The sequence below is a fragment of the Cuneatibacter sp. NSJ-177 genome (genome assembly GCF_022867805.1).
Classification (GTDB): Bacteria; Bacillota; Clostridia; order Lachnospirales; family Lachnospiraceae; genus Pseudolachnospira.
Genome location: NZ_JALIFO010000001.1, coordinates 184,840 through 206,620, shown reverse-complemented (window position 1 = coordinate 206,620; position 21,781 = coordinate 184,840). Strand labels below are relative to the sequence as shown.

General features: G+C 54.6%; 18 protein-coding genes. All 18 read right to left on the bottom strand.

Annotation, left to right across the window (positions count from 1 at the left end; all coding sequences use genetic code 11):
• Positions 1–8: 8 nt before the first annotated feature.
• The 18 genes from MUB23_RS00840 to MUB23_RS00755 all read right to left on the bottom strand — a co-directional run bounded on the left by MUB23_RS00840 (position 9) and on the right by MUB23_RS00755 (position 21,600).
• Positions 9–479: a TRAP transporter small permease gene (locus tag MUB23_RS00840; protein ID WP_244798295.1), complete on the bottom strand. Its 471-nt coding sequence runs from the start codon at positions 477–479 to the stop codon at positions 9–11.
• A 91-nt stretch (positions 480–570) separates the two neighbouring features.
• The gene (locus MUB23_RS00835) at positions 571–2,058 is read right to left on the bottom strand and encodes a sulfatase-like hydrolase/transferase (protein WP_244798294.1); all 1,488 of its coding nucleotides are present in this window, start codon (positions 2,056–2,058) and stop codon (positions 571–573) included.
• Positions 2,059–2,385: 327 nt separating this feature from the next.
• Entirely contained in the window at positions 2,386–3,912 is a 1,527-nt protein-coding gene (locus tag MUB23_RS00830; protein WP_244798293.1) for a carboxylesterase/lipase family protein, read from the bottom strand.
• A 69-nt stretch (positions 3,913–3,981) separates the two neighbouring features.
• Positions 3,982–4,968 carry a LysR family transcriptional regulator gene (locus MUB23_RS00825; protein ID WP_244798292.1) on the bottom strand — a complete coding sequence of 329 codons (987 nt, stop codon included), beginning with the start codon at positions 4,966–4,968 and terminating at the stop codon, positions 3,982–3,984.
• A 122-nt stretch (positions 4,969–5,090) separates the two neighbouring features.
• Positions 5,091–5,711 carry an MBL fold metallo-hydrolase gene (locus MUB23_RS00820; protein ID WP_244798291.1) on the bottom strand — a complete coding sequence of 207 codons (621 nt, stop codon included), beginning with the start codon at positions 5,709–5,711 and terminating at the stop codon, positions 5,091–5,093.
• A gap of 109 nt (positions 5,712–5,820) precedes the next feature.
• Positions 5,821–7,464: an ABC transporter substrate-binding protein gene (locus tag MUB23_RS00815; protein WP_244798290.1), complete on the bottom strand. Its 1,644-nt coding sequence runs from the start codon at positions 7,462–7,464 to the stop codon at positions 5,821–5,823.
• Between the two features lie 21 nt (positions 7,465–7,485).
• A complete protein-coding gene (locus MUB23_RS00810; RefSeq protein WP_244798289.1) occupies positions 7,486–8,454 on the bottom strand; it encodes an ABC transporter ATP-binding protein in 969 nt (322 codons plus the stop codon).
• A gap of 1 nt (position 8,455) precedes the next feature.
• Entirely contained in the window at positions 8,456–9,487 is a 1,032-nt protein-coding gene (locus MUB23_RS00805; RefSeq protein WP_244798288.1) for an ABC transporter ATP-binding protein, read from the bottom strand.
• Positions 9,488–9,493: 6 nt separating this feature from the next.
• A complete protein-coding gene (locus MUB23_RS00800) occupies positions 9,494–10,333 on the bottom strand; it encodes an ABC transporter permease (RefSeq protein ID WP_244798287.1) in 840 nt (279 codons plus the stop codon).
• Positions 10,330–11,295 (bottom strand): ABC transporter permease, encoded by a 966-nt coding sequence (locus tag MUB23_RS00795; protein WP_244798286.1) that lies wholly within the window; start codon positions 11,293–11,295, stop codon positions 10,330–10,332. The genes MUB23_RS00800 and MUB23_RS00795 overlap by 4 nt, the downstream gene beginning before the upstream one ends.
• Positions 11,296–11,319: 24 nt before the next feature.
• On the bottom strand, positions 11,320–12,570 hold the full coding sequence (locus MUB23_RS00790) for a neutral/alkaline non-lysosomal ceramidase N-terminal domain-containing protein (protein WP_244798285.1): 1,251 nt from the start codon (positions 12,568–12,570) through the stop codon (positions 11,320–11,322).
• Positions 12,567–14,006: an alpha/beta hydrolase domain-containing protein gene (locus MUB23_RS00785; protein ID WP_244798284.1), complete on the bottom strand. Its 1,440-nt coding sequence runs from the start codon at positions 14,004–14,006 to the stop codon at positions 12,567–12,569. Before MUB23_RS00785 ends, MUB23_RS00790 begins: the two co-directional genes overlap by 4 nt.
• Positions 14,007–14,115: 109 nt before the next feature.
• Complete coding sequence (locus MUB23_RS00780; RefSeq protein WP_244798283.1) at positions 14,116–15,288, bottom strand: MFS transporter; 1,173 nt, start codon at positions 15,286–15,288, stop codon at positions 14,116–14,118.
• Positions 15,289–15,762: 474 nt separating this feature from the next.
• Positions 15,763–16,890: an anaerobic sulfatase maturase gene (locus tag MUB23_RS00775; RefSeq protein ID WP_244798282.1), complete on the bottom strand. Its 1,128-nt coding sequence runs from the start codon at positions 16,888–16,890 to the stop codon at positions 15,763–15,765.
• Between the two features lie 131 nt (positions 16,891–17,021).
• The gene (locus tag MUB23_RS00770) at positions 17,022–18,524 is read right to left on the bottom strand and encodes a tripartite tricarboxylate transporter permease (protein WP_244798281.1); all 1,503 of its coding nucleotides are present in this window, start codon (positions 18,522–18,524) and stop codon (positions 17,022–17,024) included.
• Positions 18,525–18,536: 12 nt separating this feature from the next.
• Entirely contained in the window at positions 18,537–19,004 is a 468-nt protein-coding gene (locus MUB23_RS00765; RefSeq protein WP_244798280.1) for a tripartite tricarboxylate transporter TctB family protein, read from the bottom strand.
• A 24-nt stretch (positions 19,005–19,028) separates the two neighbouring features.
• A complete protein-coding gene (locus MUB23_RS00760) occupies positions 19,029–19,985 on the bottom strand; it encodes a Bug family tripartite tricarboxylate transporter substrate binding protein (protein WP_244798279.1) in 957 nt (318 codons plus the stop codon).
• A gap of 43 nt (positions 19,986–20,028) precedes the next feature.
• Entirely contained in the window at positions 20,029–21,600 is a 1,572-nt protein-coding gene (locus MUB23_RS00755; protein ID WP_244798278.1) for a sulfatase, read from the bottom strand.
• Positions 21,601–21,781 lie beyond the last annotated feature (181 nt).

The window sequence follows — 21,781 nt, the reverse complement described above, 5'->3', positions numbered from 1 at the left end:
TTCCCTCCTTATTCCGGCTGTTTCCCGGCCAAAGCCTGGAACGCCAACTGCAGATAACGGATGACCGCCAGCCCAAAGCCGGCCACCGGAGCCGCATAGACAATGGTAAGCGGCACCGCAATTTTATCGTTCAATTCTCCGGATGCCAGGACTTTGCCGAATGCCTGTATGCCAAGAACCAAAAGCGCCGTGCAGCAGAGAAAGCACACCACATCCATCACGATATTCAATACTTTCTGCGCTTTTTGGGGATAATGGGCCGTGATCACATCGAGCTTCATAAACAGGTGGGTTTTGGCCGAGTAGCCAAAGGCCAGCATGGTGACCCAGGCGTAGGCGTACTGGGCCAACAGGTTAATTCCCGCCACGCTGTCCTTGGCGATGAACTTCATCACCCAGCCGGCCAGGGTCAGCACGGTCATCACAAAGATAAATACCAGCATGACGTTTTCTTCCAAGTTCTTCCATAGATTTTTCATGTTGCAGCTCCTTTCCTCCTTCTCAAAACGGTCCCGCCGTTTCTCTATCTCTATCCTGCTCTGTCAGGCGCTGGTACTGCTCCGCCGGACGTTATCTCATGATCCCCAGGCGCTGGTACTGCTCCGCCGGGGCGTCGTTCGCTTCCATCAGCTTTATCAGGTAACCAAGCATCTGCCGCTCCGCCGCCTCATCCTTTATCGGATTCTGCTGGCCAGGGTCTTTGGCAAGATCAAACAGGAAGGTCTCATTGGTCCTCGGCCGGCTTCCCGTTCCAGTGCCGGGCACCTGAAGCACCGGACAGCCCTTGGTGAAGGAAAAACCGTCCGTCAGCTTTGCCTTTTTAAGCTCCTCGACGGAGAAACGGGTCCGGATGTGCATGGGGACCAGAGTATAGTTATAATTATACTGCTCTCCGCCGTCCACCCAGCCTCTCATGTACACATAGTGCCCGTCGGTGCAGTTTACATGGCCTCCGTGAATGCCAAAGAGAAGGGCGTCGCGGACCGGCTGGTCTTCAGCGATCACAGCGGTAAGATCCTTCCCCTGCATATCCTTCGTCGGTTCCAGTCCAAAATAGTTCAGCAAAGTCGGGACCAGATCGATATTTTGAACCAGGCTTTCTCTCCGCTCCCCGGTCTTTTTGGATCTCGGATCCCAGATGAACATCGGGATATGCGCCACCTCATTGTAGAAAGGGGAAACGCATTTGGCCCACCAGCCATGCTCTCCCAGCAGGAAACCGTGGTCGGTGTTGATGATGACCATCGTGTCGTCCCAAAGGTTCAGTTCGTCCATTTTGTCCAGAAAACGGCCGAGATACTCGTCACACATGGAAAGCAGGGAAGCGTATTCATATTTGACATGCTCCACCTCCTCCGGCGTCTGCTCCACATTGGTATAGGGAGGCCAGTCAAAATGCTTTCCCTGATATCCATGGGGGTAATAGTCCTTATACTTCTGCGGCGAATGGAACGGCTCATGGGGGTCAAAGGTTTCGATCTGGAGGAACCAGTTGTCCTGGCCGGCATTCCGCTCCATGAAAGAAAGCCCTTTGTGGAACGTCTTTACCATGGGGAAATCTTCCTCGCTGTGAATTTGCGCCCGGTTGATCCAGTCTTCTCTCGTATACTTGGAGAGATTTCTTCCGCCCATCTTTCCGGGCATCTCCACGGAAGGAGGAATCACCGGATCTTTGAGCTGCCCCAGGTATGCGTCGCCTTCCTGGCCGCGGATAAACTCAAAGGAGTTGTAGCGTTCGTGGAAGGTGGCCCCTCCGTCCTCCCAGTAATGGGCATGGTCGGTAATCAGATGGGTATAGATTCCGGCTTCTTTCAGCATTTCCGGCATGGAATCATCGAAGGGCTCCACCGGTCCCCAGCAGCGGTGGAGGAAATTGTACCGTCCGGTGTGGAGTTCCCGTCTGGCCGGCATACAGGGCATGGAACCGACAAAACAGTTGTCAAAGGTCACCATCCGTTCCGCCAGTCGCTTAAAATTCGGAGCGTGGGTCCAGTCGCAGCCGTAATTTGGAAGAAGTCTTCGATTCAGGGAATCGAACATCACCATAATCGCTTTCATATCAAGGTTCCTTTCTATATTAGTTAATTCTATTTACTAAATTAGATTAACTAAATGATAATCGATCCCGCCTTTTCTGTCAAGCAAAAATACGATGCCCGTTCCAATTCCTGTGAATCTTTCTCATAAGGCAATCGTAACCATCTTTTTTAGTTAAATCACTTAATAAAATATCTCCTATTTAGATCGTTTCGATTCTACCCATTTCTGCTCTCCGCCAAATAAAAACAGACGCAGAACATTTTATTTCTGCATCCGATTTCAACCCGTTTCCTACCGAATGCAGAACAAATTCCGCGCCTGCTCTCACATAGCAGATGATCAATCTTAAAACTCCGTTTCACCGGAGGAGTTTTCCCTCCTCTTTTTCACCAAAAATTCCCTGGCAAAAGTCATGAGCGGCGGTTCCCTGTCCTGGTCTTCCCCGACCGTGCAGGGGCTGTCCAGATACAGCACCGCGCGCCTGTCTGCAGAATAGGGAGGCCACTTTGGCAGCCCTTCTCCATTGGGATCCCCGTCCGAGATAAAACGGCACCAATATTCCTGCATTGTCTCCGCCACGAGATCATCTTCCTTTGTCATCCCCGGCAGCTGCCGGTAGGTGCCCAGGAGATAATGGGTCTCAAAGCCATGGAGCGTCAGTCCCTTTTCCGGGTCTTTTCTGCAAAAATCAAAGACATAGACGGGACTGCGGCCTGCATCCGCGCTCTGCTCGGCAAAAACCTTGGCCCCCGCCAGCCGCAGGTGAGTTTCCCTCATACTTCGGACCATATCCTCCTTGAACTTCGCCCCGCACATCGCCTCGTATTCCCCGCATGCGCCGCCGAATACCGCAAGGTTCTTCTGATGAAAGGATTCAGCCGTCAATCCTAACACAAAGCCGCCCCCTTCGTCATGGGTATTGCCCACCAGATACGGGATGTCCCGGTTTTTTCCCTGCTCCATGGCATACCGGTAGTGCAGGGGCAGCAGATAGCCGTCCTGATTCACCCCCATGGTGGTGCCATAGTGATATTTGCGGCGGAAATGGCAGTCCTCAAAAGATATCAGCTCTTCATAAGAAAGATGCCTCATCTCTTCCACTGAGGTACATCCCACCTTTTCCATGTATTCGACGCCGCGCCTTTCCATCTGCTCCAAAGTTTCCAGCTTGAAATCCTCCGGATATTCCGCGCTGGCAAAGCCTACGCTGCTCTCGATGACCGCCCGCTGAAATAGTCCTTCCGCCAGAGGGGAGCAGCATAAAACCTGGGTGCTCCCAGCCCCCGCCGAACAGCCTCCGACGGTCACCCGGTCCGGATCTCCGCCAAAAGCCGCAATATTCTCCTGTCCCCAGCGCAGGGCGGCAATCTGGTCAAAATGGGCATAGTTTCCGGAGACGCCGTGGCTGCTCTCCTCGGACAGTTCCGGGTGGGCAAAATACCCCATCAGGCCGAGGCGGTAATTGAACGTTACATAGACGATCCCCCGTCTGCAAAAAGGTTCGGGGCTGGCACTCTTTCCGCCGCCGGAACCGCAGCAGAAGGCTCCGCCGTGAATCCAGACAAAGACCGGATAACGGCCGTTTACGTCCGGCGTCCAGACATTCAGGTACAGGCAGTCCTCGCTGTCATCCCCAAAGACGCCCCGCTCCGCCGGGTCGCCGCCGGGAATCGACTGGCTGGGCGCTTGCAGGGCCGGAGCTCCCAGGCGGTTTGCAGCGCGGATTCCCCCCCATGGCTCCGGCGGCTGAGGCTCCTGCCAGCGAAGCTTCCCCACCGGAGGTTTGGCATAGGGGATGCCGAGAAAAGCGGCGTAATCCTCCTCTTCTTTGCCCTGCACGTTTCCATATTTGGTGCTCACGATCAAATTCAATTCTACTCTCCATTCCGCCGCCTTGACCCGGCGGCACAAATTGTCGTAAAAATACTGTTTTCTTTTCCTCTAATCTTCCTCCTGCCCTCCCTCCCCGGCGGAGGGAATTTTCATCGACCTTCGCCAGTTTTCCGCGATCATCCCCGCAATATCGGAAAGAAAAGCATTCTTTTTTCTCTTCTTGGGGTAGAGCAGCACGATCTCCCGCTCCAGCTTCGGGCTTTTCAGGGGGAAGACGTGCACCTTTTTCTCTGTTCCCTCCACTAACATCCGGGAAGCCGTGCCGTTGCACATGCCGAAGGCTTTATTTTTCAGCACCATGCTGTTGACCACGTCCTGGGAGGGCCCCTCGCCGAAGACCTTGAAGGTGCGGTGGTGGTCCATAAAATATTTGCGGATTTTCTTCGACACCCCGCTCTCCATGGGGTGCATCACGATGGGGACATGAGAGAGATCCAGGATATCTACGCCTTCGCTGAATTTCTCCACATATTTTTCGTATTCGTCGGCAAAGTAGAGGCGCATCACCTCCTCGGTGATGATGATGCAGTCCTCGTCCCTGCTCAGCGGAATTGCCTCCAACTCCTCCAAGCCATTCTCTTCCATACCGGTGTATCCGGCCACGGCCAAATCCAGCTCACAGCGCTGGACCCGTTCCAGAATATCCACGTTATAGCCGGTGGTGATGTGGAAGGACACATTCGGATACTTCTTCCCAATTTCGATGATCGGGAGATTCTGCATGACTAGGGACACCAGCGGTTCAAAGATCCCCAAGGAAATCCGGATGTCCGCGTCATTTTCCAGGCTGGTCATATCGCGGGCCAGATCCTGATAAATCCGCTCGATCTCCTCGGCGGCCAGCAATACTCTCTCCCCCGCAGGCGTCAGCTTCAATTTCGGCTTCCGGTTCAGCAGCATGACGCCGTAGTGCTTTTCCAGCTTTTGAATGTAAGCGCTCAGGCTCTGCTGAGAAATGTGCAGGCTGGCGGCTGCTTTCGAGATATTCAGCTGACGGGCGATTTCCACAAAATATTCCAGAGAGGGATGGTCCATGAAATGACTCCTTTTTCGGTCAGGAAGTGATTCCTGCCATGTTTTCCTCATTTTATCACAAACCTTCGCCCGCTTCAATGCAGCGGACCTGGCTCCGGCTCAAAGTCAGGATAGCTCTTTCTTTACGGCTCCAAATGATTCTTCGGCATCCCATGACAGGGGCACCAGGATCCAAAGCTGTACAGGGAAACTTTTTTCAGGGACTGCAATGCCGTCTCCATGTCCTCGGTAAACGCTTCTTCCGGCCCGGCGATGGCTCCGCTTTCTGTGGAACAGCAGTCCCCGGCGAAAAGGCAGTCCCGATAGAGAATACACACGTGGCCCGCCGTATGGCCCGGCGTGGGAATCACCTGGTATTCCCCCAGGTCTTCGGGATAAATCAGGACCTCCGGCGCCAGAAAGCCCTGAAACATCTCCGCCTTCTTCGGGAGACGTTTCCTCTCTCCAGTCAGGTATTTCTTCTCCTCCTCCGAGACATAGACCTTGCAGGCCACCATGTCCTGCAGCATGCGGGCGTTTCCGATGTGATCCATATCCGTATGGGTCAGAAAAATCCGGCGAAGCTCCTCCGGCCGGTAGCCCAGCACCCGGATCTCGTTTAAAATCTCTTCCCCCCGTCCGGGAAGGCTGGTATCGATCAGGGTCAGTCCTTCCTCATCCTTCACCAGGTAACAGTGAAAGCCCGGCATGTGGTCCTTGGCCCGCGAGGCTTCCAAAAGCCAAATATTTTCCGCAATTCTCATATTTTCTCCTCCGACACTTTTTAAAGGGGCGTCCGCCAATCTTCCGGCAGACGCCCCCTTTGCATGATTCGCCATGCCTTTCTTGTTTCACAAAAAATTCTTTTACATTTTATTCAAAGTAAGCCTTTGAGAAATCCACGTTGGGCCGAAACACCATGCCCTTCAAGTTGGACGCCACCAGGTTCAGGTCAAACATATCGGCGATTCCCTTGGCAATGTAATTGGATGCGATCGTCTCTTGCAGATCCACATAGATCTTTGCTCTGGCCGATTCCTCCGTCTCGGCGACCGCCGCGTTGATCAGAGAATCAATGGTATTGGAGAGATCCGTACCGGCATAGCGGAACATTCCGTTGCCGCCGCCCTCCGGGCTGTTGACCTTGCTGAGGAATGCGGTCATGGCGGACGACGGCTCGTTCAGCTGGCCCATATTGGTCAGGAACACGTCGAAATCATCGCCTTTGGACTCCAGTCTCCAGGTGTTGAAAGCAGCCGACTCCATAAACTCCACCTCGATGGTGATTCCGGCTTTTTCCATCATGGAAGGAAGAGCCTCTGCCATGGCGCGGCGGTATGCGTTGGAATCGCAGACCAGCCGGATGGTAATGCCGTCGGGGAATCCTGCCTCGGCCAGCAGGGCTTTGGCGCCTTCCGGATCATAGTGATACGCGCTGTCGCCTTCCAGAGTGGCGCTGTACCACATATTGGACGGAAGAATGCTGGTGGAAGGGGAACCTGCCACGTCGAAAGAGATCAGACAAAGGGTCTCGCTGTCCACTGCGTTCATGATGGCCTGGCGGACTTTTGCATCCTGCATTTTCTCGCTGCTGAGATTGATGCCGAAATAGTAGATCGCCTGGGACACATCTGCTTTCCAGATGCTGATATTTTCGGTCTCTCCGTTCACCACCCGGTTGACATCCTCGGTGGCCGCGCTCTTATTCACATCCACGGCTCCGTTTTCCAGCTCCACCATCCGGACCGAAGACTCGGTGATGATGCGGAATTCCAAGTTCTTGATGTAGGGGGCTCCTCCCCAGTAGGTTTCATTGGCCGTGAAGCCGACGCTGACGCCTGCCTGCCAGTCCGTGGCCACAAAGGGGCCGGTGCCGGTGATACCTTCGCCGCGGGCCGCTTCCGCCTCATAGACGGCAGGATCCACGATAAAAATGTTAGACATGGTGTAGGGCAGGGTTCCGAACTCAATCAGAGTGGGGATGTGGACCGTAAACTCATCCACCTTTTTCACATTGGCCACGTCCACATTGGCCAGATAACCCTTGGCGGAAGCGCTCTCCGCCGAAGCGGTCTGCATGGTGTAGATCACGGCGTCGGCGTTGAAGGGATTTCCGTTGCTGAAGGTGACATCCTGGCGCAGATGGAAGGTGCAGCCCATCTTGTCGTCATCGTACTCCCAGCTCTCCGCAAGCCAGGGAATCAGTTCTCCGCTCTCGTCATAGGTGGTCAGAGCCTCCAGGGACTGGCAGGATAAAACCAGCTGCGGCCCCATGGGGCCGGACCAGGGATTCATGGTTCCAGGATCCGAGTTCATGGCAAAAACCAAGGTGTCTTTGCTGGAGGTAACCGCTCCCGCCGGAGCTCCCGCAGGCGTTTCCTCTCCGGCTGAGGCAGTGGCGGCTGCGGGCGCTGCGGTGGTTCCAGCGGCGCTCGTGCTCTCCCCGCCGCCGGAGCAGGCGGTCAGAGCCATCGACAAAGCTAACAGCGATGCCATCCAAATCTTTCCTTTTTTCATGCAATTTCTCCTTTTCCTTTTTTATTTATCAATTTGATTGATATCCTTTGCGCGGTGGCAGGCCACAAAATGCCCCGGCCTTTCCTCTTTCAGCTTCGGAGGCCCGGCGAAACACTCCTCCGTCGCATAGAGACAACGCTTTGCAAAACGGCAGCAGGGTTTCGGGTTGATGGGGGAGACGATCTCGCCTTTCAGCAAAATCCTTTGTTTTTTCTGCCCCACCTTGGGAACCGGCACCGCAGACAAGAGCGCCTGGGTATAGGGATGAAGGGGATGGGCGAACAAATCCTCCGTATCGCTCCATTCCACGGTCTGGCCTAAATACATGACCATAATCTGATGGGACAGATATTTGACCACCGACAGGTCATGGGAGATAAAAAGGTACGTCAGCCCCCGCTCTTTTTGCAGATCCTGGAGCAGGTTGATGATCTGTGCCTGGATCGAGACGTCGAGGGCTGAAACAGGCTCATCGCAGACCACAAAGTCCGGATTCATAGCAATGGCGCGGGCCACGCCGATCCGCTGCCTTCTCCCGCCGTCCAGCTCATGGGGATAGGAGTCCCCCAGCCGCTCCGCCAGTCCCACCGTAGTCATCAGTTCCGTGATCCGCTTTTCCCTTTCCTCTCCCCGGATTCCCCCGTTTTCCAGGGGTTCGGAAATGATCTGCCGCACCGACATCCGCGGGTTCAGGGAAGCGAAGGGATCCTGGAAAATAATCTGCATTTCATTGCGCAGCTCCCGGAGCCTCTTCTTATCCACATGGGTGATGTCTTTGCCTTTATAAATAATTTTTCCGTCCGTGCTTTCCAGCAGGTGAAGCACCACGCGGCCCAGGGTGGATTTGCCGCAGCCGGACTCCCCGACCACGCCCAGGGTGGTCCCTTTCTCAATGGTGAAATAGATGTCGTCCACGGCGTGAAGCTGGCCGGCCGCTGTCTGGAAATATTTTTTCAGCCCGACGGCCTCCAATAAGATTTCTTTTGCCAACTCACTCACCTTCCTTTCCGGAATCTTGCCCGTCGGCCGCAGGGGGATCCTTCGGAGGATTTTTTGCAAACAGGTGACACCGAACCAGATGTCCAGGAGCAATCTCCGATAAATCCGGCTCCCGCTCTTCGCACACCGCCATCTTCTTTTTGCATCTCGGACAGAATTTGCAGCCGTCCGGCAGATTGGCGGGGTCCGGCATCAATCCGTCGATGGGCACCAGGCGGTCTTCCGTCATATCCAGCGTGGGGATCGCGCCGAAAAGGCCCACGGTGTAAGGGTGGCTGGTGTGATTAAAGATCTGCTCTGTGGCGCCGGACTCTACAATCCGGCCCGCATAGATGACCGCGACCCGGTCGCACATATCCGCGATCACGCCCAGATCATGGGTGATTAAAAGCATCGAAGTGCCCAGCTCCTCCCGGATCCGGGTGATCATATCCAGCACCTGGGCCTGAATCGTCACGTCCAGGGCGGTGGTCGGCTCGTCTGCCAGCAGCAGTTCCGGCCGGCAGACCAGAGCCATGGCGATGACAATCCGCTGTTTCATCCCTCCCGAAAACTGGTGGGGATAATCATGGTAACGTTCCGCCGGGATTCCCACCATCTCCAAAGTCTCGCAGGCCTTCCGGTAAGCGTCCTTTTTGGACAGCTTTTCATGGAGCAGAATCCCCTCCATGATCTGCTCTCCCACGGTGTCAATCGGGTTTAAAGCCGTCATGGGATCCTGGAAGATCATGGAGATCTTATTTCCCCGGATTTTTCTCAGCTCGTGGTGGGGCAGTTTTAGGATATCGTTTCCTTCATAGAGGATGCGGCCGCCTGCGATCTTGGCCGGAGGCTCCTGAAGCAGCCGGAGAATCCCCAAGGCAATCGTGGTTTTTCCGGCTCCGGTCTCCCCCACCAGGCCCAGCGTCTCCCCTTTCTGGATTTTCAGGGAAACTCCGTTGACCGCCCGCACGGTCCGGTTGTGCATACAATATTGAATGGTTAAATCCTGGATTTCCAACAATGTCTCTTTTTCCATGTGCATCCTCCCTTAATCCCTCAGTTTCGGATCCAGCGCATCCCGCACACCGTCGCCCACAATATTCAGGGAAAACAAGGTCAGCAGCATGGCGATTCCCGGCGCAATGACCATCCAGGGATAGTCGCGCAGATAAGACCGGCCGGCGGAAAGCATGGCGCCCCATTCCGGCGCGGGAGGCTGAACGCCCAGGCCCAGGAAGGAAAGTCCGGCCACCGACACGATCGCGCCGGAGATCGAAAGCGTGGTCTGCACGATCAGCGGAGCCAGGATATTCGGGATAATGTGCTTGAAAATGATTTTGGCTGTAGAGGAATTGGAAGCCGTGGCCGCCTCGACGAATTCCTGGTTTCTAAGGGCCAGCACCGGCCCTCTGGCTACGCGTGCTTTCATGGGAATCCCGGAGATAATCACCGCCAGCATCGTGTTCATCATCCCGGTCCCCAAGGTAGCGGCAATGGCGATGGCGAGGAGGATGGGCGGCATGGCCATGAACACATCCAGCACCCGCATGACAACGTTGTCAAATTTTCCTCCGAAGTAGGCGGAGGTTGCACCGATAATAGCTCCGATCACCGTGGTCACCACAGCGGAAATCAAACCGATTTCCAGGGACATCCGCCCTCCGTAGAGGATACGGCTGAATATATCCCTCCCATAATTGTCCGTGCCGCACAAGTGCTCGGCACTGGGAGCCAGATACCGGTTGACCACTTCTCCTTCGTCCCAGCCGTAGGGCGCGATGAAATTCGCAAAGATCACCGCCAGCACGATCAGCACGAACAGGATCAGACAGACGACCGTCAGGCGGTTCTTACACAAGCGGCGGATAAAATCTTTCACTCCTGTCATGCTGCCTCCTCCTTTGCTTTTTTCTTCTTCGTTTTGGCAAACTGGGAACGGATTCTGGGATCCACCACCGCGTAGGCGATATCCACCAACAGATTTACGGTACAAAACCCAAATGCCAGCAGCAGCAAGGATCCCCGCACCATCGGATAATCCCGGTAGTTAATGGAATCCATCATCAGCTTACCGACGCCGGGCAGGGAAAAAATCTGTTCCACAATCATGGATCCGCCCAGCAGAATTCCAAACTGCTGGCCCACCACGGTGATGATGGGGATCATCGCGTTTTTCAGCTGATGGTGCATGACGATTTTGCGCTCGCTCTGCCCCTTTGCCCTGGCCGTCCGTATGTAATCCTGGCGCATGACCTCCAGCATGGAGGACCGCGTCATCCGCATCTGCCCGGCGCAGGCGGAAAAGGCGATGGTGATAATCGGAAGCACATAATACTCCCAGCCGCTGTTGCCGGAGGCCGGCAGAATCTTTAGCCTCTGGGCAAACACAAATACCAACAGCAGGCCGGTGAAAAAGTTCGGCATGGATACGCCGATCATCCCGATCATCGTGGCCAGATTATCCCAGATGGAATACTGCTTCACCGCCGAGATAATTCCGGTCCCGATGCCCAGCACCGCGGTAAAAAACGCGCCCAGCACCGCCACCAGCACCGTGGTCGGAAACCTTTCTAAGATGGATTCGGTCACGCTTTTTCCCGTCTTCCAGCTGATGCCGAAATCCCCTTTGGTCACGATATCCTTCACGTAACGGAACCACTGCAAAAGCAGAGGCTGATTTAATCCCAGCTCCTCCCTTGTCTCCTCCAAAATGGATTCCTCGGCGTAATCTCCGGCAATGATCACAGCCGGATCACCGGGAGCCAGAGACAAAATCACAAACACCAGGAGGGATACGCCCAGCAGCACCGGAATCATCGTCAGCACTCGCTTTAGTATAAATTTTGTCATCCTGCATTCTCCTTTCCCCTTGCGTTATCTCGCGCCTGCAAATTCCTTTAGCATTTGCCGGATCTGCTCCCGAACCGCGGTCTCATACTCGCCTTCCCCGGAATCGTCCTTGACGTAAGCCGTCCACTGGCCCGCATGGGTAATGACCATGGTATCCCGGTAGGGGGACTCTTCCTTGATCCTCCGGCCGATGGCGTGGAAGATCTCGCCGTTGGTGGCCGCCACTGCCAGGCTCCCCAGCATCATAAGGCCAACCCGAAATTCCACCGGTTCCTCATTGAAAGGCTTCGTCACCGCCTTTGCCGACACCGAAAAGGACCTCTTATCCGCCCAGAGCACAGCGTGCTCCGTCCATTCCGCCACACTCTCCCAGGTCTTCTTGACGTCCCTCGCCAGCCGGTTTCCCATGAATTCCAAAATCACCGGGCCAGCGGCCCCCAGTTCCCTGGTCTCGATGCCGCCGTCGGGCCGGACAATATTAACCCGCGACATCATCAAAGGATTCATATCTCCGGCGCAGCCGCTGGTAAACAGCACCACCGCCCGGTCCTCCAACCCCTGCTCCAGAATCCGGCAGGCCCGCCCCGGCAGATCCCCGGAGATCTCCGTCCCCAAGCCCTCCGGATTATTGTGAATCATCATGCAGGCATGAACCGCATAATTATAGAGCACTGCCAAAGGTTCCCCGTTTAGCCGGTCAAAGCGGATCACATAGAGATCCCGGTCCGCCGGTCCCTCGTTTCGGAATCCGTAGGTACCGGCTTTGGGCCCCAGCTCCTTTTCGTTTCGGTTGACGTTTAGAAAACAGTCGCTTCTTGCCACGCCCATCCGCACCGGTTCCAGGTTCCCGGCGGCCTGACGGATAGCTCCGGGAATCAGCTCCCGCAGAAACTTCCGGTATTTCCGGATTTTTTCCGTGAATTCCCCGCCGAAAATCCGCTCGAAATCCACGTTGTCGGCATAGAGTCCGCTGTGGTTGTGGGTGGCCGTGTAGACGACCTGCTGTTCCGGCACTCCGGCGCAGTCCGCGATCAGCTGAGTCACTTCCGCGGATTCGGGCACTCCCGGCAAATCCATAACGGCAAATACCAGGCGCGTTCTCTCATTTTGCACGATCAGCACGCGAAAGTAAATATCCTCCCGCACTTTTCCGCTGAACACCGAGGGTTTTCCCGGCGTCATATGGTTCATAAAATGCGGAATCGGAAACAAGTCCGCCGGCGGAGTGATGCAGACCCGCGCTGCTCCGGCGTACAGCCGGTTCTCTTCTTTCATTCCGTCACCTCCTCCGGAAAGCGCTCATGGACTGCCTCCAATATCACTTTCGCACTGTCCTCCGCCAGAAGGAACCGGTTTTGGACCGCCCTTACGGTGGAGAGAATTACCTTTTCCAGATACGCGTCTTTATTTTTGTAAAGCTTCTGAATCGTCTCATCCGGCAGCCTGCTGGCTCCGCCCTCCTCCCGGTATCGATAGAGAGGAGCGTCCACATAGGGGGTGCGGATCCCGCCCTTCGTATTTCCCACCTCATCCCGGACGAAGACCGTTTCCGGATAAGCGCCCTCAAACTCCAGCAGAGGGGAATGGGGCGGTTCGATCCCATCCATCATCCAAGAAATCAGCGCTTCATTGGCGGCCCGGAGAATGTAGCGCACCGGAAATTCATACTCGTAATGAACATCCTCCCTCCAGGGGGTCTGGGATTTCTCCACATCCTCCCGGCAGACACAGCGCTTCTTATCATATCCGGCGCGGACTCCGCAGCCGGCAATCTCATACCGGTGCAGCTTTTTCCCCGGTTCGTCGGCGTCGGGCCTCCTCTGCATATAGGCCCAGTCCGGGTGGAAGCCTCCTCCCACCATATCTCCGGTGGTCAACACGTGGATAAAGGGAACTTCGGAATAATAGAGGCACCGGGGATCCGTTTCCTGCAATTTGGGAGTCACCTGATTGATCATGCCGGGAGCGCCGGTCATATAAATCAGAAAGCCGTCATAAACCGGTTTTTCCTCTTCCAGGCAATGAAGCGGGTGGATGGCCCGGACATAGCAGGAAAGATCACCGCCGGTGGCCGCCGTCGCCATGATCTTTTTTACCGGATAGCCTGCCATCGGATTTTCCGGCGAATCTGATTTCAGCAGGGCGCCCAGCTGGCTGAGCATATCCCAGATCAGGCCGTTTTCGCTGTCCTTGCTGGTGTGACCGTAAGACTTGGCCGGTTCGCCCCTCTCTTCGGGAGGAAGAGGGTTGGGATACCCCAATTCGCCGTAGCGCTCCGGATCAAAACGCTTCATCGCCTCCAGCGCCACATCCCGGATCGCCACGCCGATCCAGGCCATGCCGCGCTCCAGATAATATTCATAGCAGTGCCCCCAGCCGGGGATGGAGCGGTCATATTTTGAAGCATAATTCATTGGCTCCACGACCACAATTCCATTGAATGTTTCCGGATTTGCCGGACGGCGGATCAATAGGCGGGTGCAGTAAGGACTGTCCGGCGTGCGAATCGTCGGATACTCCTGACCGATGGGCCACTCGTATACATTGGCGTTCCCTTTGATGATAAATTCCCTCTCTTCAAAGCCATAGGCGGATAAGTCGATGGGTTCCGCCAGATGATCCGCTGCGCTGAACGGATAGGAATCCTTGCTCCTGGGCAATTCCCTGCACTGTTTTGGGGGATAGACCCGCGTTTTCTTGATATCTGACATGATCTGTTTCCTTTCTGTCCCTAATATTCCATTTTTTTATCGGTGCAAGCCGGGCGTTTTGGGAATAGGGCCGCCGGACGGGAGGCCCGAACGGCGCTTTGCTCCGCAGTTATTCTTTGTAAATCCATGTTTTCTGCCGGAAAGCCTTCTGGTCAAAGGCAAAAAGCAGCGTAGAAAGGATGACCGGAATGCACAGCACCAGGTAAAGTTTCTGGTAGCCCATCCATCCAGCCAGAATTCCGGCCACGGTGGAGCCGATCCCGGTACCCACGTCCATCCCTACGTTGATGGTGCTGCTGACCGCCCCCCTTTTATCTTTGGGGGCCCGTTTAAAGGATAAAGCCATCAGGGTGGAGAGATTTCCGCTGTATCCAAAACCCATCAGGGCAGCCGAGAGATACAGCATCGGCGCGTTTTTCAGGTTGGCCAGGACCAGCAGGCAGCCGCAGAAAAAGAATCCGGCCGGTATCAGGATATATTCCGGCCCTTTCCGATCCACGATTTTTCCACTATTTAACCGCACGATCAGAATTGCCACCGAATAGACGGTGAAAAAGGTGCTGGGATTGCTGATGCCGGTTTCCGTGGCATAGAGGATCAGAAAGGTAGTGATGGAGGTGTAAACCATGCCGCTTAAAAACAAAACCACGGCGGGGACCACCGCTTCCTTCTGTACCATGCTGCCGGCAGTGAATTTCCGCGTGCCGCTCCCCTCCGGCACCGGCTGGTCCGCCACCAGAATCAGACAGACCACCGCGCAGGCCATGATCACTCCGGCCCCGAGAAACATCACCCGGTAGCCGTAATTTTCATTCAGAAACGTTCCCAGATTCGGGGCCAGCGCCATGGCCAGCACATTGGCCAATCCGTACACGCTGGAAGCCTCGCCGATTTTCCCCTCCGGAGCAGTGTTGGCGGCCATGGTCATACCGATGGTGGTGGCAAAGCCCCAGCCGACGCCATGTACCAGACGGAAAGCCAGAAGCATCCCGTTGGTACTAGACAGGCTGTATCCGATCATGCTGATCAAGATCGTGACCAGGGAAAACAGGTACAGACTCTTTTTCTTCTTCCGGTCGATCAACGTTCCGCAGATGGGTCTGACGATGATCGATGTGATGCTGAATGCTCCCGCGATCAAACCCGCTACGGCCGCCGTCCCCTGTAAGGTCATGGCGTACTTGGCGATCGTGGTGGAGAGCATGTGCATTCCGATAAACACAAAGGCATTGACTGACAACAGAAGGATAAAATCCTTGTTCCAGATTGTCTCCTTTTTCATTTCTTCCTCCCACAAATAGTCGGCGGCGGGCATTTCGCTTTTATTCCGTACGCTTCTTGTGCCTGCTGCCTTTATTTTTTTATGGTTTCAGTATATAGCCTTTGCAAATTTATCTCCAACACTAATATTTTGTACGTTCAACAGTTTTAAACTGTCTGTTTCCGGCTAGATGGGAGGGAGCGGAAGTATAGATTGTTACTTTCGATAAATATCAGGAATTGTTTTATATTTCAGATCATATTTTAGAGTTCTTTTTTAGAAAGTGAGATATAGAGCAGAATAGAAGTTTAAACCATAGTATTGTTACCAATATCGGAATTTTACGGCATAATAAAGAATATACAGTTTTACACAGCAGCGTGATAATTTTGTGCAGCGGTGCAGTAGGGTAAGGGTGGGGAAATGGCAGGGTCTGATCCCGCTGCATCATAATTTCCTTTTTTCTTAAGAAGCGCGGCGCCGGCCGCTCCCGCTTCAATCAGTCCGCCGATTCCCATAAAGTCCCGCCAGCTCCCGCAGCCGTTCCTCCGCGTAATCAAAAAATTCCAAAAAGGCTTCGCAGTAATAATTCAGCCCAACCGCCCCTCGATCGTCCCGGTCTCTCCGGCATCCGCCACGGCACAGATACCCGTAGCGGCAGCTCCTGCATGTTTCTTCCGGCTGAGCGGACTCCATCACAAACCGGGATGCCCCTTCGCTTTGCAGCAGATTCGGAAGCGGGTCCTCCGCCAGATTTCCCATCCGGTACGCATCCATCACATAGAAATCACAGGGGTATGCGCTTCCGTCCGCCTCCACGACCAACTGCGGCACACACCGGCCCATCAGGCCGCAGCTCTCCGGCTCCACGCCCATCATGATACCCAACAGATTGTCAAAATACCGGATATAAATGGAATCTCCTTTTTTCATATCCTGGTACCAACTGTCAAACAGCGTTTTCAGGAACTCACCATACTGTTTCGGAGTCAGCGAATATTCCGAGGTTCCCCGCTCCCACTCATAGGGATCCAGGCAAGGGATAAACTGAAGGTAGGTCCAGCCGTTTTTCTTGTACTGCTGGTACATCTTAAACACCCGCCTGGCTGACTGGCGCGTGACGACGGTCAGGATATTGAACTCCACCTGATACTTCTTTAGAATCTGCGCCGCCCGGTATACCCGGCTGTAGGTTCCTTTTCCTTCCGCGTCCGGCCGCAGCTCATCGTGGATCTCCTTGGTTCCGTCCACGGAAAGACCGATGAGAAAACGATGATCGTGAAGAAACTGCGCCCACTCCTCGTCCAGCTTCAGTCCATTGGTCTGGATAGAGTTGGTGACGGCGATCTTCTTTGTATTGTATTTTTTTTGAAACTCCACCAGAGCGCGGAAAAAATCCAGCCCAATCAGGGTCGGCTCTCCTCCCTGAAAGACAAACGCGCAGCTCTCTTCCGCCGCCTCCAACACTTTTTGCACAATCTTTTCCAGCGTCGAAAGGCTCATCATCCCGTAGGACTTCACCTCCCGAAGTTCGCTGACATCATGGTAAAAGCAGTACCGGCAACGCATATTGCAGTTGCCGGACGCCGGTTTGATCATTACATTGATATGCCGAAACCTCATTATTCCTCCTAAAACGACAGAATGAAACCGATTTGTAAATCCACTTAACTATACCGGATTTCCTTTTAAAAAGCAAGCCTTTCACCGAATCACTTCACATATAAACGCTGCTCTTCCTGTCTACCGGCAAGTCAGCTGCTCTTCCCAGCCTTCCTTGCCCTTCTCGCTTTCAGCATCGGAATACAAACAGAAAAAACCGCCAGCAGCAAAAAGATCAGGCAAATCGGCCGCTGCACAAAAATCAGCGGGCTGCCGTCGGACAGGATCAGGGACTGCCGCAGCGACATCTCCGTCAGCTGAGCCAGCACCATCGCAATCAGCAGCAGCGCCATGGGAAAACCAAATTTTCCCAGGATAAATCCCAGCACTCCGAAAAACACAGCGATCCCCACCGAGGCAAAGGAATTGTTGCTGGCATAAGCGCCGACCAGGCAGAGTACCAGGATAATCGGAAGCAGAATCGACGAAGGGACCTGCGTAATCTTCGAAAACCAACGGATCGCAAAGCGCCCCTGCACCAGCATAATCAGGTTGACCAGGAAAAATCCGATAATCACAGTATAAACCAGAACACCGTGCTCTGTAAAGAGCTTCGGCCCTGTGCTGAGTCCGTGTATGGTCAGAGCCCCCAGCAAGATCGCCGTCACAGTATCGCCCGGGATCCCCAGCGTGAACATGGGAATCAGGGTCGCCCCGGTCGTCGCATTCTTGGCGGTTTCCGCCGCGATGATTCCGTCCATACTGCCGTTTCCAAATTCCTCCGGGTGCTTGGACTTTGCCTTTTCGTTGTTATAGGCCAGGAAAGACGCGATAGCTCCTCCGGTTCCGGGGATTGCACCGACGATGATTCCCGTGACGCTGGATCGGAGAATATTGGGCAGATGGGGGCGCAGCTTCTTAAGCGGGAATTTCTGTTTACAATCCACCGACACATCCCCGAACTCCGCAGCCACGGATTTGATCCGGATTTCAATTTGATTGAACACTTCAGCGATGGCGAACACACCAATCATCGCCGGAACCATCCCCACCCCGGAATACAGGAAACTTTGCCCGAAGATAAACCGGGCCTGTCCCTCGTAAGGATCGATTCCCACACAGGCGAACAGCAGACCCAGACCGGCCATCATCATTCCCTTGGCCAGAGATTTTCCACTGACCGACGCGATGATGGTCAGGCCGAACATGGCTAGGGCAAAATATTCCGGCGGCCCAAAATTCACTGCCAGCTTGGCGATCAAAGGCGCGATCAGAAGCAGTGCCAGGCCGCTCAGCAATCCGCCGATGGTGGAAGTCAAGAGGGAGCCCATCAAAGCTTCGTAAGCCTTCCCTTTTTTGGTCATGGCATATCCGTCGGCCACAGTGGCAACGGAAGCCGGCGTACCAGGCGTCCGGATCAGAATCGCGGTGATCGAACCGCCGTAGACGCCGCCGCAGTAAGCGCCGACCAGAATTAAGATTCCTGCCGTCGGCGACATACCGAAGGTAAACGGCAGCATCAAGGCGACAGCCAGCGTAGCGCTGAGTCCCGGAAGCGCTCCTACCACGATCCCCACGGCAACCCCCGCAAACATACACAAAAACATCTCCAGGGAAACCATATTTCCCAGAGCAGCTACAATATTGTCAAGCATGCCTGTTTCCTCCTAGAAAAAGAACAGCCCTTGGGGAAGCCGCAGATTCAGCGCCAGTTTAAACAGCGCGTACACCGACAAGGTAAGAATCAAGGATAGCACCAAGATTTGCACTGCGCTCCGGTTTCCAGCCAGGAGCATAATGAAGGCGGAGAGCAGTACGGTGGAAATCACAAATCCGATCTCCGGCATCAGCAGCAGCCAGACGGCGAGAGCCGCCACAGCAGCCAGAACACGGAGCGTTCCTTTTTTATTGAAATAGTTTTTCTCCTCTTCTCCCTTATCCCGCTCCCGGAAGGTTTTGATCAGATCCGCTATCCCGCAAATAAAAATCAAAATGGTCACCAGGTAGGGGAGGAATCTGGTGTTGACCAGACCCTCCTCATAGATTTTCACCTGGCTGGGGATGGAGAAAAACACCGCCGCATCGATCGCCATGATGACGGCCGTCGGAATCATTTTTTTCTTGTAGCCCAGCATGAAAGCTTCTCCTTTCCCAACGGTTTATTTCAATCCCGCATCCTGAATGATCTTCGCAAACATCTCGGAATCGCTCTTTAGTTTTGCCTCCATCTCGCTGCCCGTGCGGTAGTCCGCTCCGATGTGGCCGGTCTCTAGGAATTTTGTCACCGCATCTGACTGGGCTGCCTTTCCAAACTTTTCTTCCAGGGTCTTCATCACGTCGTCCGGCGTATCCTTGGGAGCCATCAGGAAGAAATCCAAAGACATCTCAATCTCGTATCCCTTTTCCTTCAAAGTCGGGATATCCGGGTACAGGGGAGACCGTTCCGGGCTGGACACGGCCAGAATACGGATTTCCCCGGAATCCACGTAGGAATACATCTCGCTGACCACCGTGGAGATCACGTCCACATTACCGCCCAAAAGGCCGGTCACCAGCTTAGCTCCGCCTTCAAAGCCCACCAGTTTATAGTCAAGCTTCGCTTGCTCAAAAAACTGAACCTGAAACAGGTGATGGAGCGTACCGACTCCCGTGTGGCCCGCCGTCACTGTCCCGGTGGCTGCCGCCAGGTCCTCCACAGTCTGATACGGGGAGTCGGCTTTTACCGCCAGACAAGTCGGTTCGCTGGCGATCCCGGCCACTGCCCGAAAGCTGTCCAGGCCGTACCGGAGATCCTCCATCATATGAGGCTGGAGCACCATGGGTCCGGATGCGTTAAAGATCAGATTATAGCCGTCAGCATCCGCTTCCGCCGCCTGAGCGGTCCCCACAGTTCCGCTGGCCCCGGTAACGTTGGTCACTACCACCGGCTGCCCCAGCTCCTCCTTGGCCGCATCCCCCAGCACCCGCGCCAGAAGATCCGTTCCGCCGCCACTGCCAAACGGCACAATCATGTTGATGTTTTCCGAGGGAAACGCTCCCTTGGAGGAACATCCTGTTAGTCCCAGCGCCAGCACACAGGCGGCCGCTGCCGCCAACATCCGTTTTCTCATCTTCATACTTTTTCTCCTCCTTTTGTTGTCTGCTGCTTACTTTCTTGTCTTATTTCCGGCTGCCATTCTTGATCCATCGTCTGATTTCCGTCTCCGGAGCCACATCTTTTCGCCGGTACTGTTCCAACCCCAGGCGGCTGTACTGTTCGCCGGGCGCATCGTTCTCCTCCATCAGCCGTACCATTTCCCGGATCAGGCGTTCTTCCGTATCCGGATCTTCGATGGGACACTTCTGACAAGGATCTTTCTCCAAATCAAACAGCTCGGTCCGGTAATGTACCATGGGTTTTTGATTCTCCGGCGTCCGGGACAGCACAATCTCTCCAGAAATCTTCATCACCGGCGCTCCCTTGGTAAAAGGAAGAGGTTCCGACATCGTGGCGGTTTTCAGTTCCTCCAACGAGAACGGCCCCCGGATGTGGGTGGGCATCAGCGTATAATTATAAAGGTTTTGGCCCGCGTAGGGGTTGCCGTCGAACTCTTCGTTGGGGGCCCGCATGTACACATAGCGGCCGTCGGTGATATTGACCTGCCCGCCAAAGATACCGAAAAGCCCCGCTTCCCTGACCGGGCGGTCCGAAGCAATGGTGTCACGCAGCGGGAAACCCTGCATGTCCTCAGGAATCGGGAGCCCAAAGAAATCCAGGATCGTCGGCGCCATGTCGATGGTCTGCACCAATGCCTCCCGCTCTTCCCCCTTGCACCCGCAGCGGGGATCCCAGATGAAAAGCGGCGTGTGGGCCACTTCGTCATAAAAAGGCGCTGTACATTTGCCCCACCAATCATGCTCTGAAAGCAGGTAGCCATGATCCGTGTTGACGATCAGCATGGTATCTTTCCACATGTCAAACTCGTCCATCAGATTCAAAATTTCCCCCAGATAGTGGTCGCACATGGTCAAGAGCGCCGCATATTCATAGCGGACATGCTCCACCTCTTCTTCACTCTCAGTTACCGGCATATAAGGCGGCCAGTCAAAATGCCTGCCATGATAATCATGGGGGTATAGGCTCTTATAATGCTGCTGCGTGAAATAGGGCTCGTGGGGGTCGAAGGTCTCGATCTGCAAAAACCACTTGTCCTCGGTCAGATTCCGGCGGATAAACTCCTTGCCGCTCTCGAAGGTACGGTACTGGGGCATATCAGTCTCCGATTTCAGATATCCCCGGTTCACCCAGTCGTTTCTCCAGAGGGCTCCCGGTTTCCGGCTGACACACTCCGGGATTTCCGGATCCCTCACCTGGCCCTTCCAGGCATCCCCCTCCTGGCCGCGGATGATCTCCCAGCTGTTATAGCGGGTGTGATACGTGGCCCCGCCGTCCTCCCAGTAATGGTAGTGGTCGCTGATCAGGTGGGTATAAACGCCGTTCTTTTTTAGGAGCTCCGGCATGGAGTCATCAAAAGGTTCCAGGGGTCCCCAGCTGCGATGCAAAAAATTCAGACGGCCCGTGTGCAGCTCCCGGCGTGCCGGCATGCAGGGAAGACTTCCCGCGTAGCTCTGCTGAAAAGTTACGGTTCGTTCCGCCAGCCGGTCAAAGTTCGGGGTTTTCACCCAATCGCAGCCATACGGAGACAGCATCCGGCGGTTCAATGTGTCGAACATGACCATGATTGCTCTCATATCATTCCTCCTCTTTTCGTAAAACATTTTTACTAATGAGGGAAAAGGAAATCTGCATGTTAAATTTCAATGCAGATTCACCAGACCCTGCGGTTTTGATAAATTATTTTTACTAATTGTAATATACCATATATTTCTGATTTGTCAAGCATTTTCTGATCCGCCTGCGGTATATTCTCTG

Bases quoted from the DNA above. Each gene is read 5' to 3' on its own strand.
- MUB23_RS00840 (WP_244798295.1), bottom strand. From the start codon at position 479: ATGAAAAATCTATGGAAGAACTTGGAAGAAAACGTCATGCTGGTATTT.
- MUB23_RS00835 (WP_244798294.1), bottom strand. From the start codon at position 2,058: ATGAAAGCGATTATGGTGATGTTCGATTCCCTGAATCGAAGACTTCTT.
- MUB23_RS00825 (WP_244798292.1), bottom strand. From the start codon at position 4,968: ATGGACCATCCCTCTCTGGAATATTTTGTGGAAATCGCCCGTCAGCTG.
- MUB23_RS00820 (WP_244798291.1), bottom strand. From the start codon at position 5,711: ATGAGAATTGCGGAAAATATTTGGCTTTTGGAAGCCTCGCGGGCCAAG.
- MUB23_RS00815 (WP_244798290.1), bottom strand. From the start codon at position 7,464: ATGAAAAAAGGAAAGATTTGGATGGCATCGCTGTTAGCTTTGTCGATG.
- MUB23_RS00805 (WP_244798288.1), bottom strand. From the start codon at position 9,487: ATGCACATGGAAAAAGAGACATTGTTGGAAATCCAGGATTTAACCATT.
- MUB23_RS00800 (WP_244798287.1), bottom strand. From the start codon at position 10,333: ATGACAGGAGTGAAAGATTTTATCCGCCGCTTGTGTAAGAACCGCCTG.
- MUB23_RS00795 (WP_244798286.1), bottom strand. From the start codon at position 11,295: ATGACAAAATTTATACTAAAGCGAGTGCTGACGATGATTCCGGTGCTG.
- MUB23_RS00790 (WP_244798285.1), bottom strand. From the start codon at position 12,570: ATGAAAGAAGAGAACCGGCTGTACGCCGGAGCAGCGCGGGTCTGCATC.
- MUB23_RS00785 (WP_244798284.1), bottom strand. From the start codon at position 14,006: ATGTCAGATATCAAGAAAACGCGGGTCTATCCCCCAAAACAGTGCAGG.
- MUB23_RS00780 (WP_244798283.1), bottom strand. From the start codon at position 15,288: ATGAAAAAGGAGACAATCTGGAACAAGGATTTTATCCTTCTGTTGTCA.
- MUB23_RS00775 (WP_244798282.1), bottom strand. From the start codon at position 16,890: ATGAGGTTTCGGCATATCAATGTAATGATCAAACCGGCGTCCGGCAAC.
- MUB23_RS00770 (WP_244798281.1), bottom strand. From the start codon at position 18,524: ATGCTTGACAATATTGTAGCTGCTCTGGGAAATATGGTTTCCCTGGAG.
- MUB23_RS00765 (WP_244798280.1), bottom strand. From the start codon at position 19,004: ATGCTGGGCTACAAGAAAAAAATGATTCCGACGGCCGTCATCATGGCG.
- MUB23_RS00760 (WP_244798279.1), bottom strand. From the start codon at position 19,985: ATGAAGATGAGAAAACGGATGTTGGCGGCAGCGGCCGCCTGTGTGCTG.
- MUB23_RS00755 (WP_244798278.1), bottom strand. From the start codon at position 21,600: ATGAGAGCAATCATGGTCATGTTCGACACATTGAACCGCCGGATGCTG.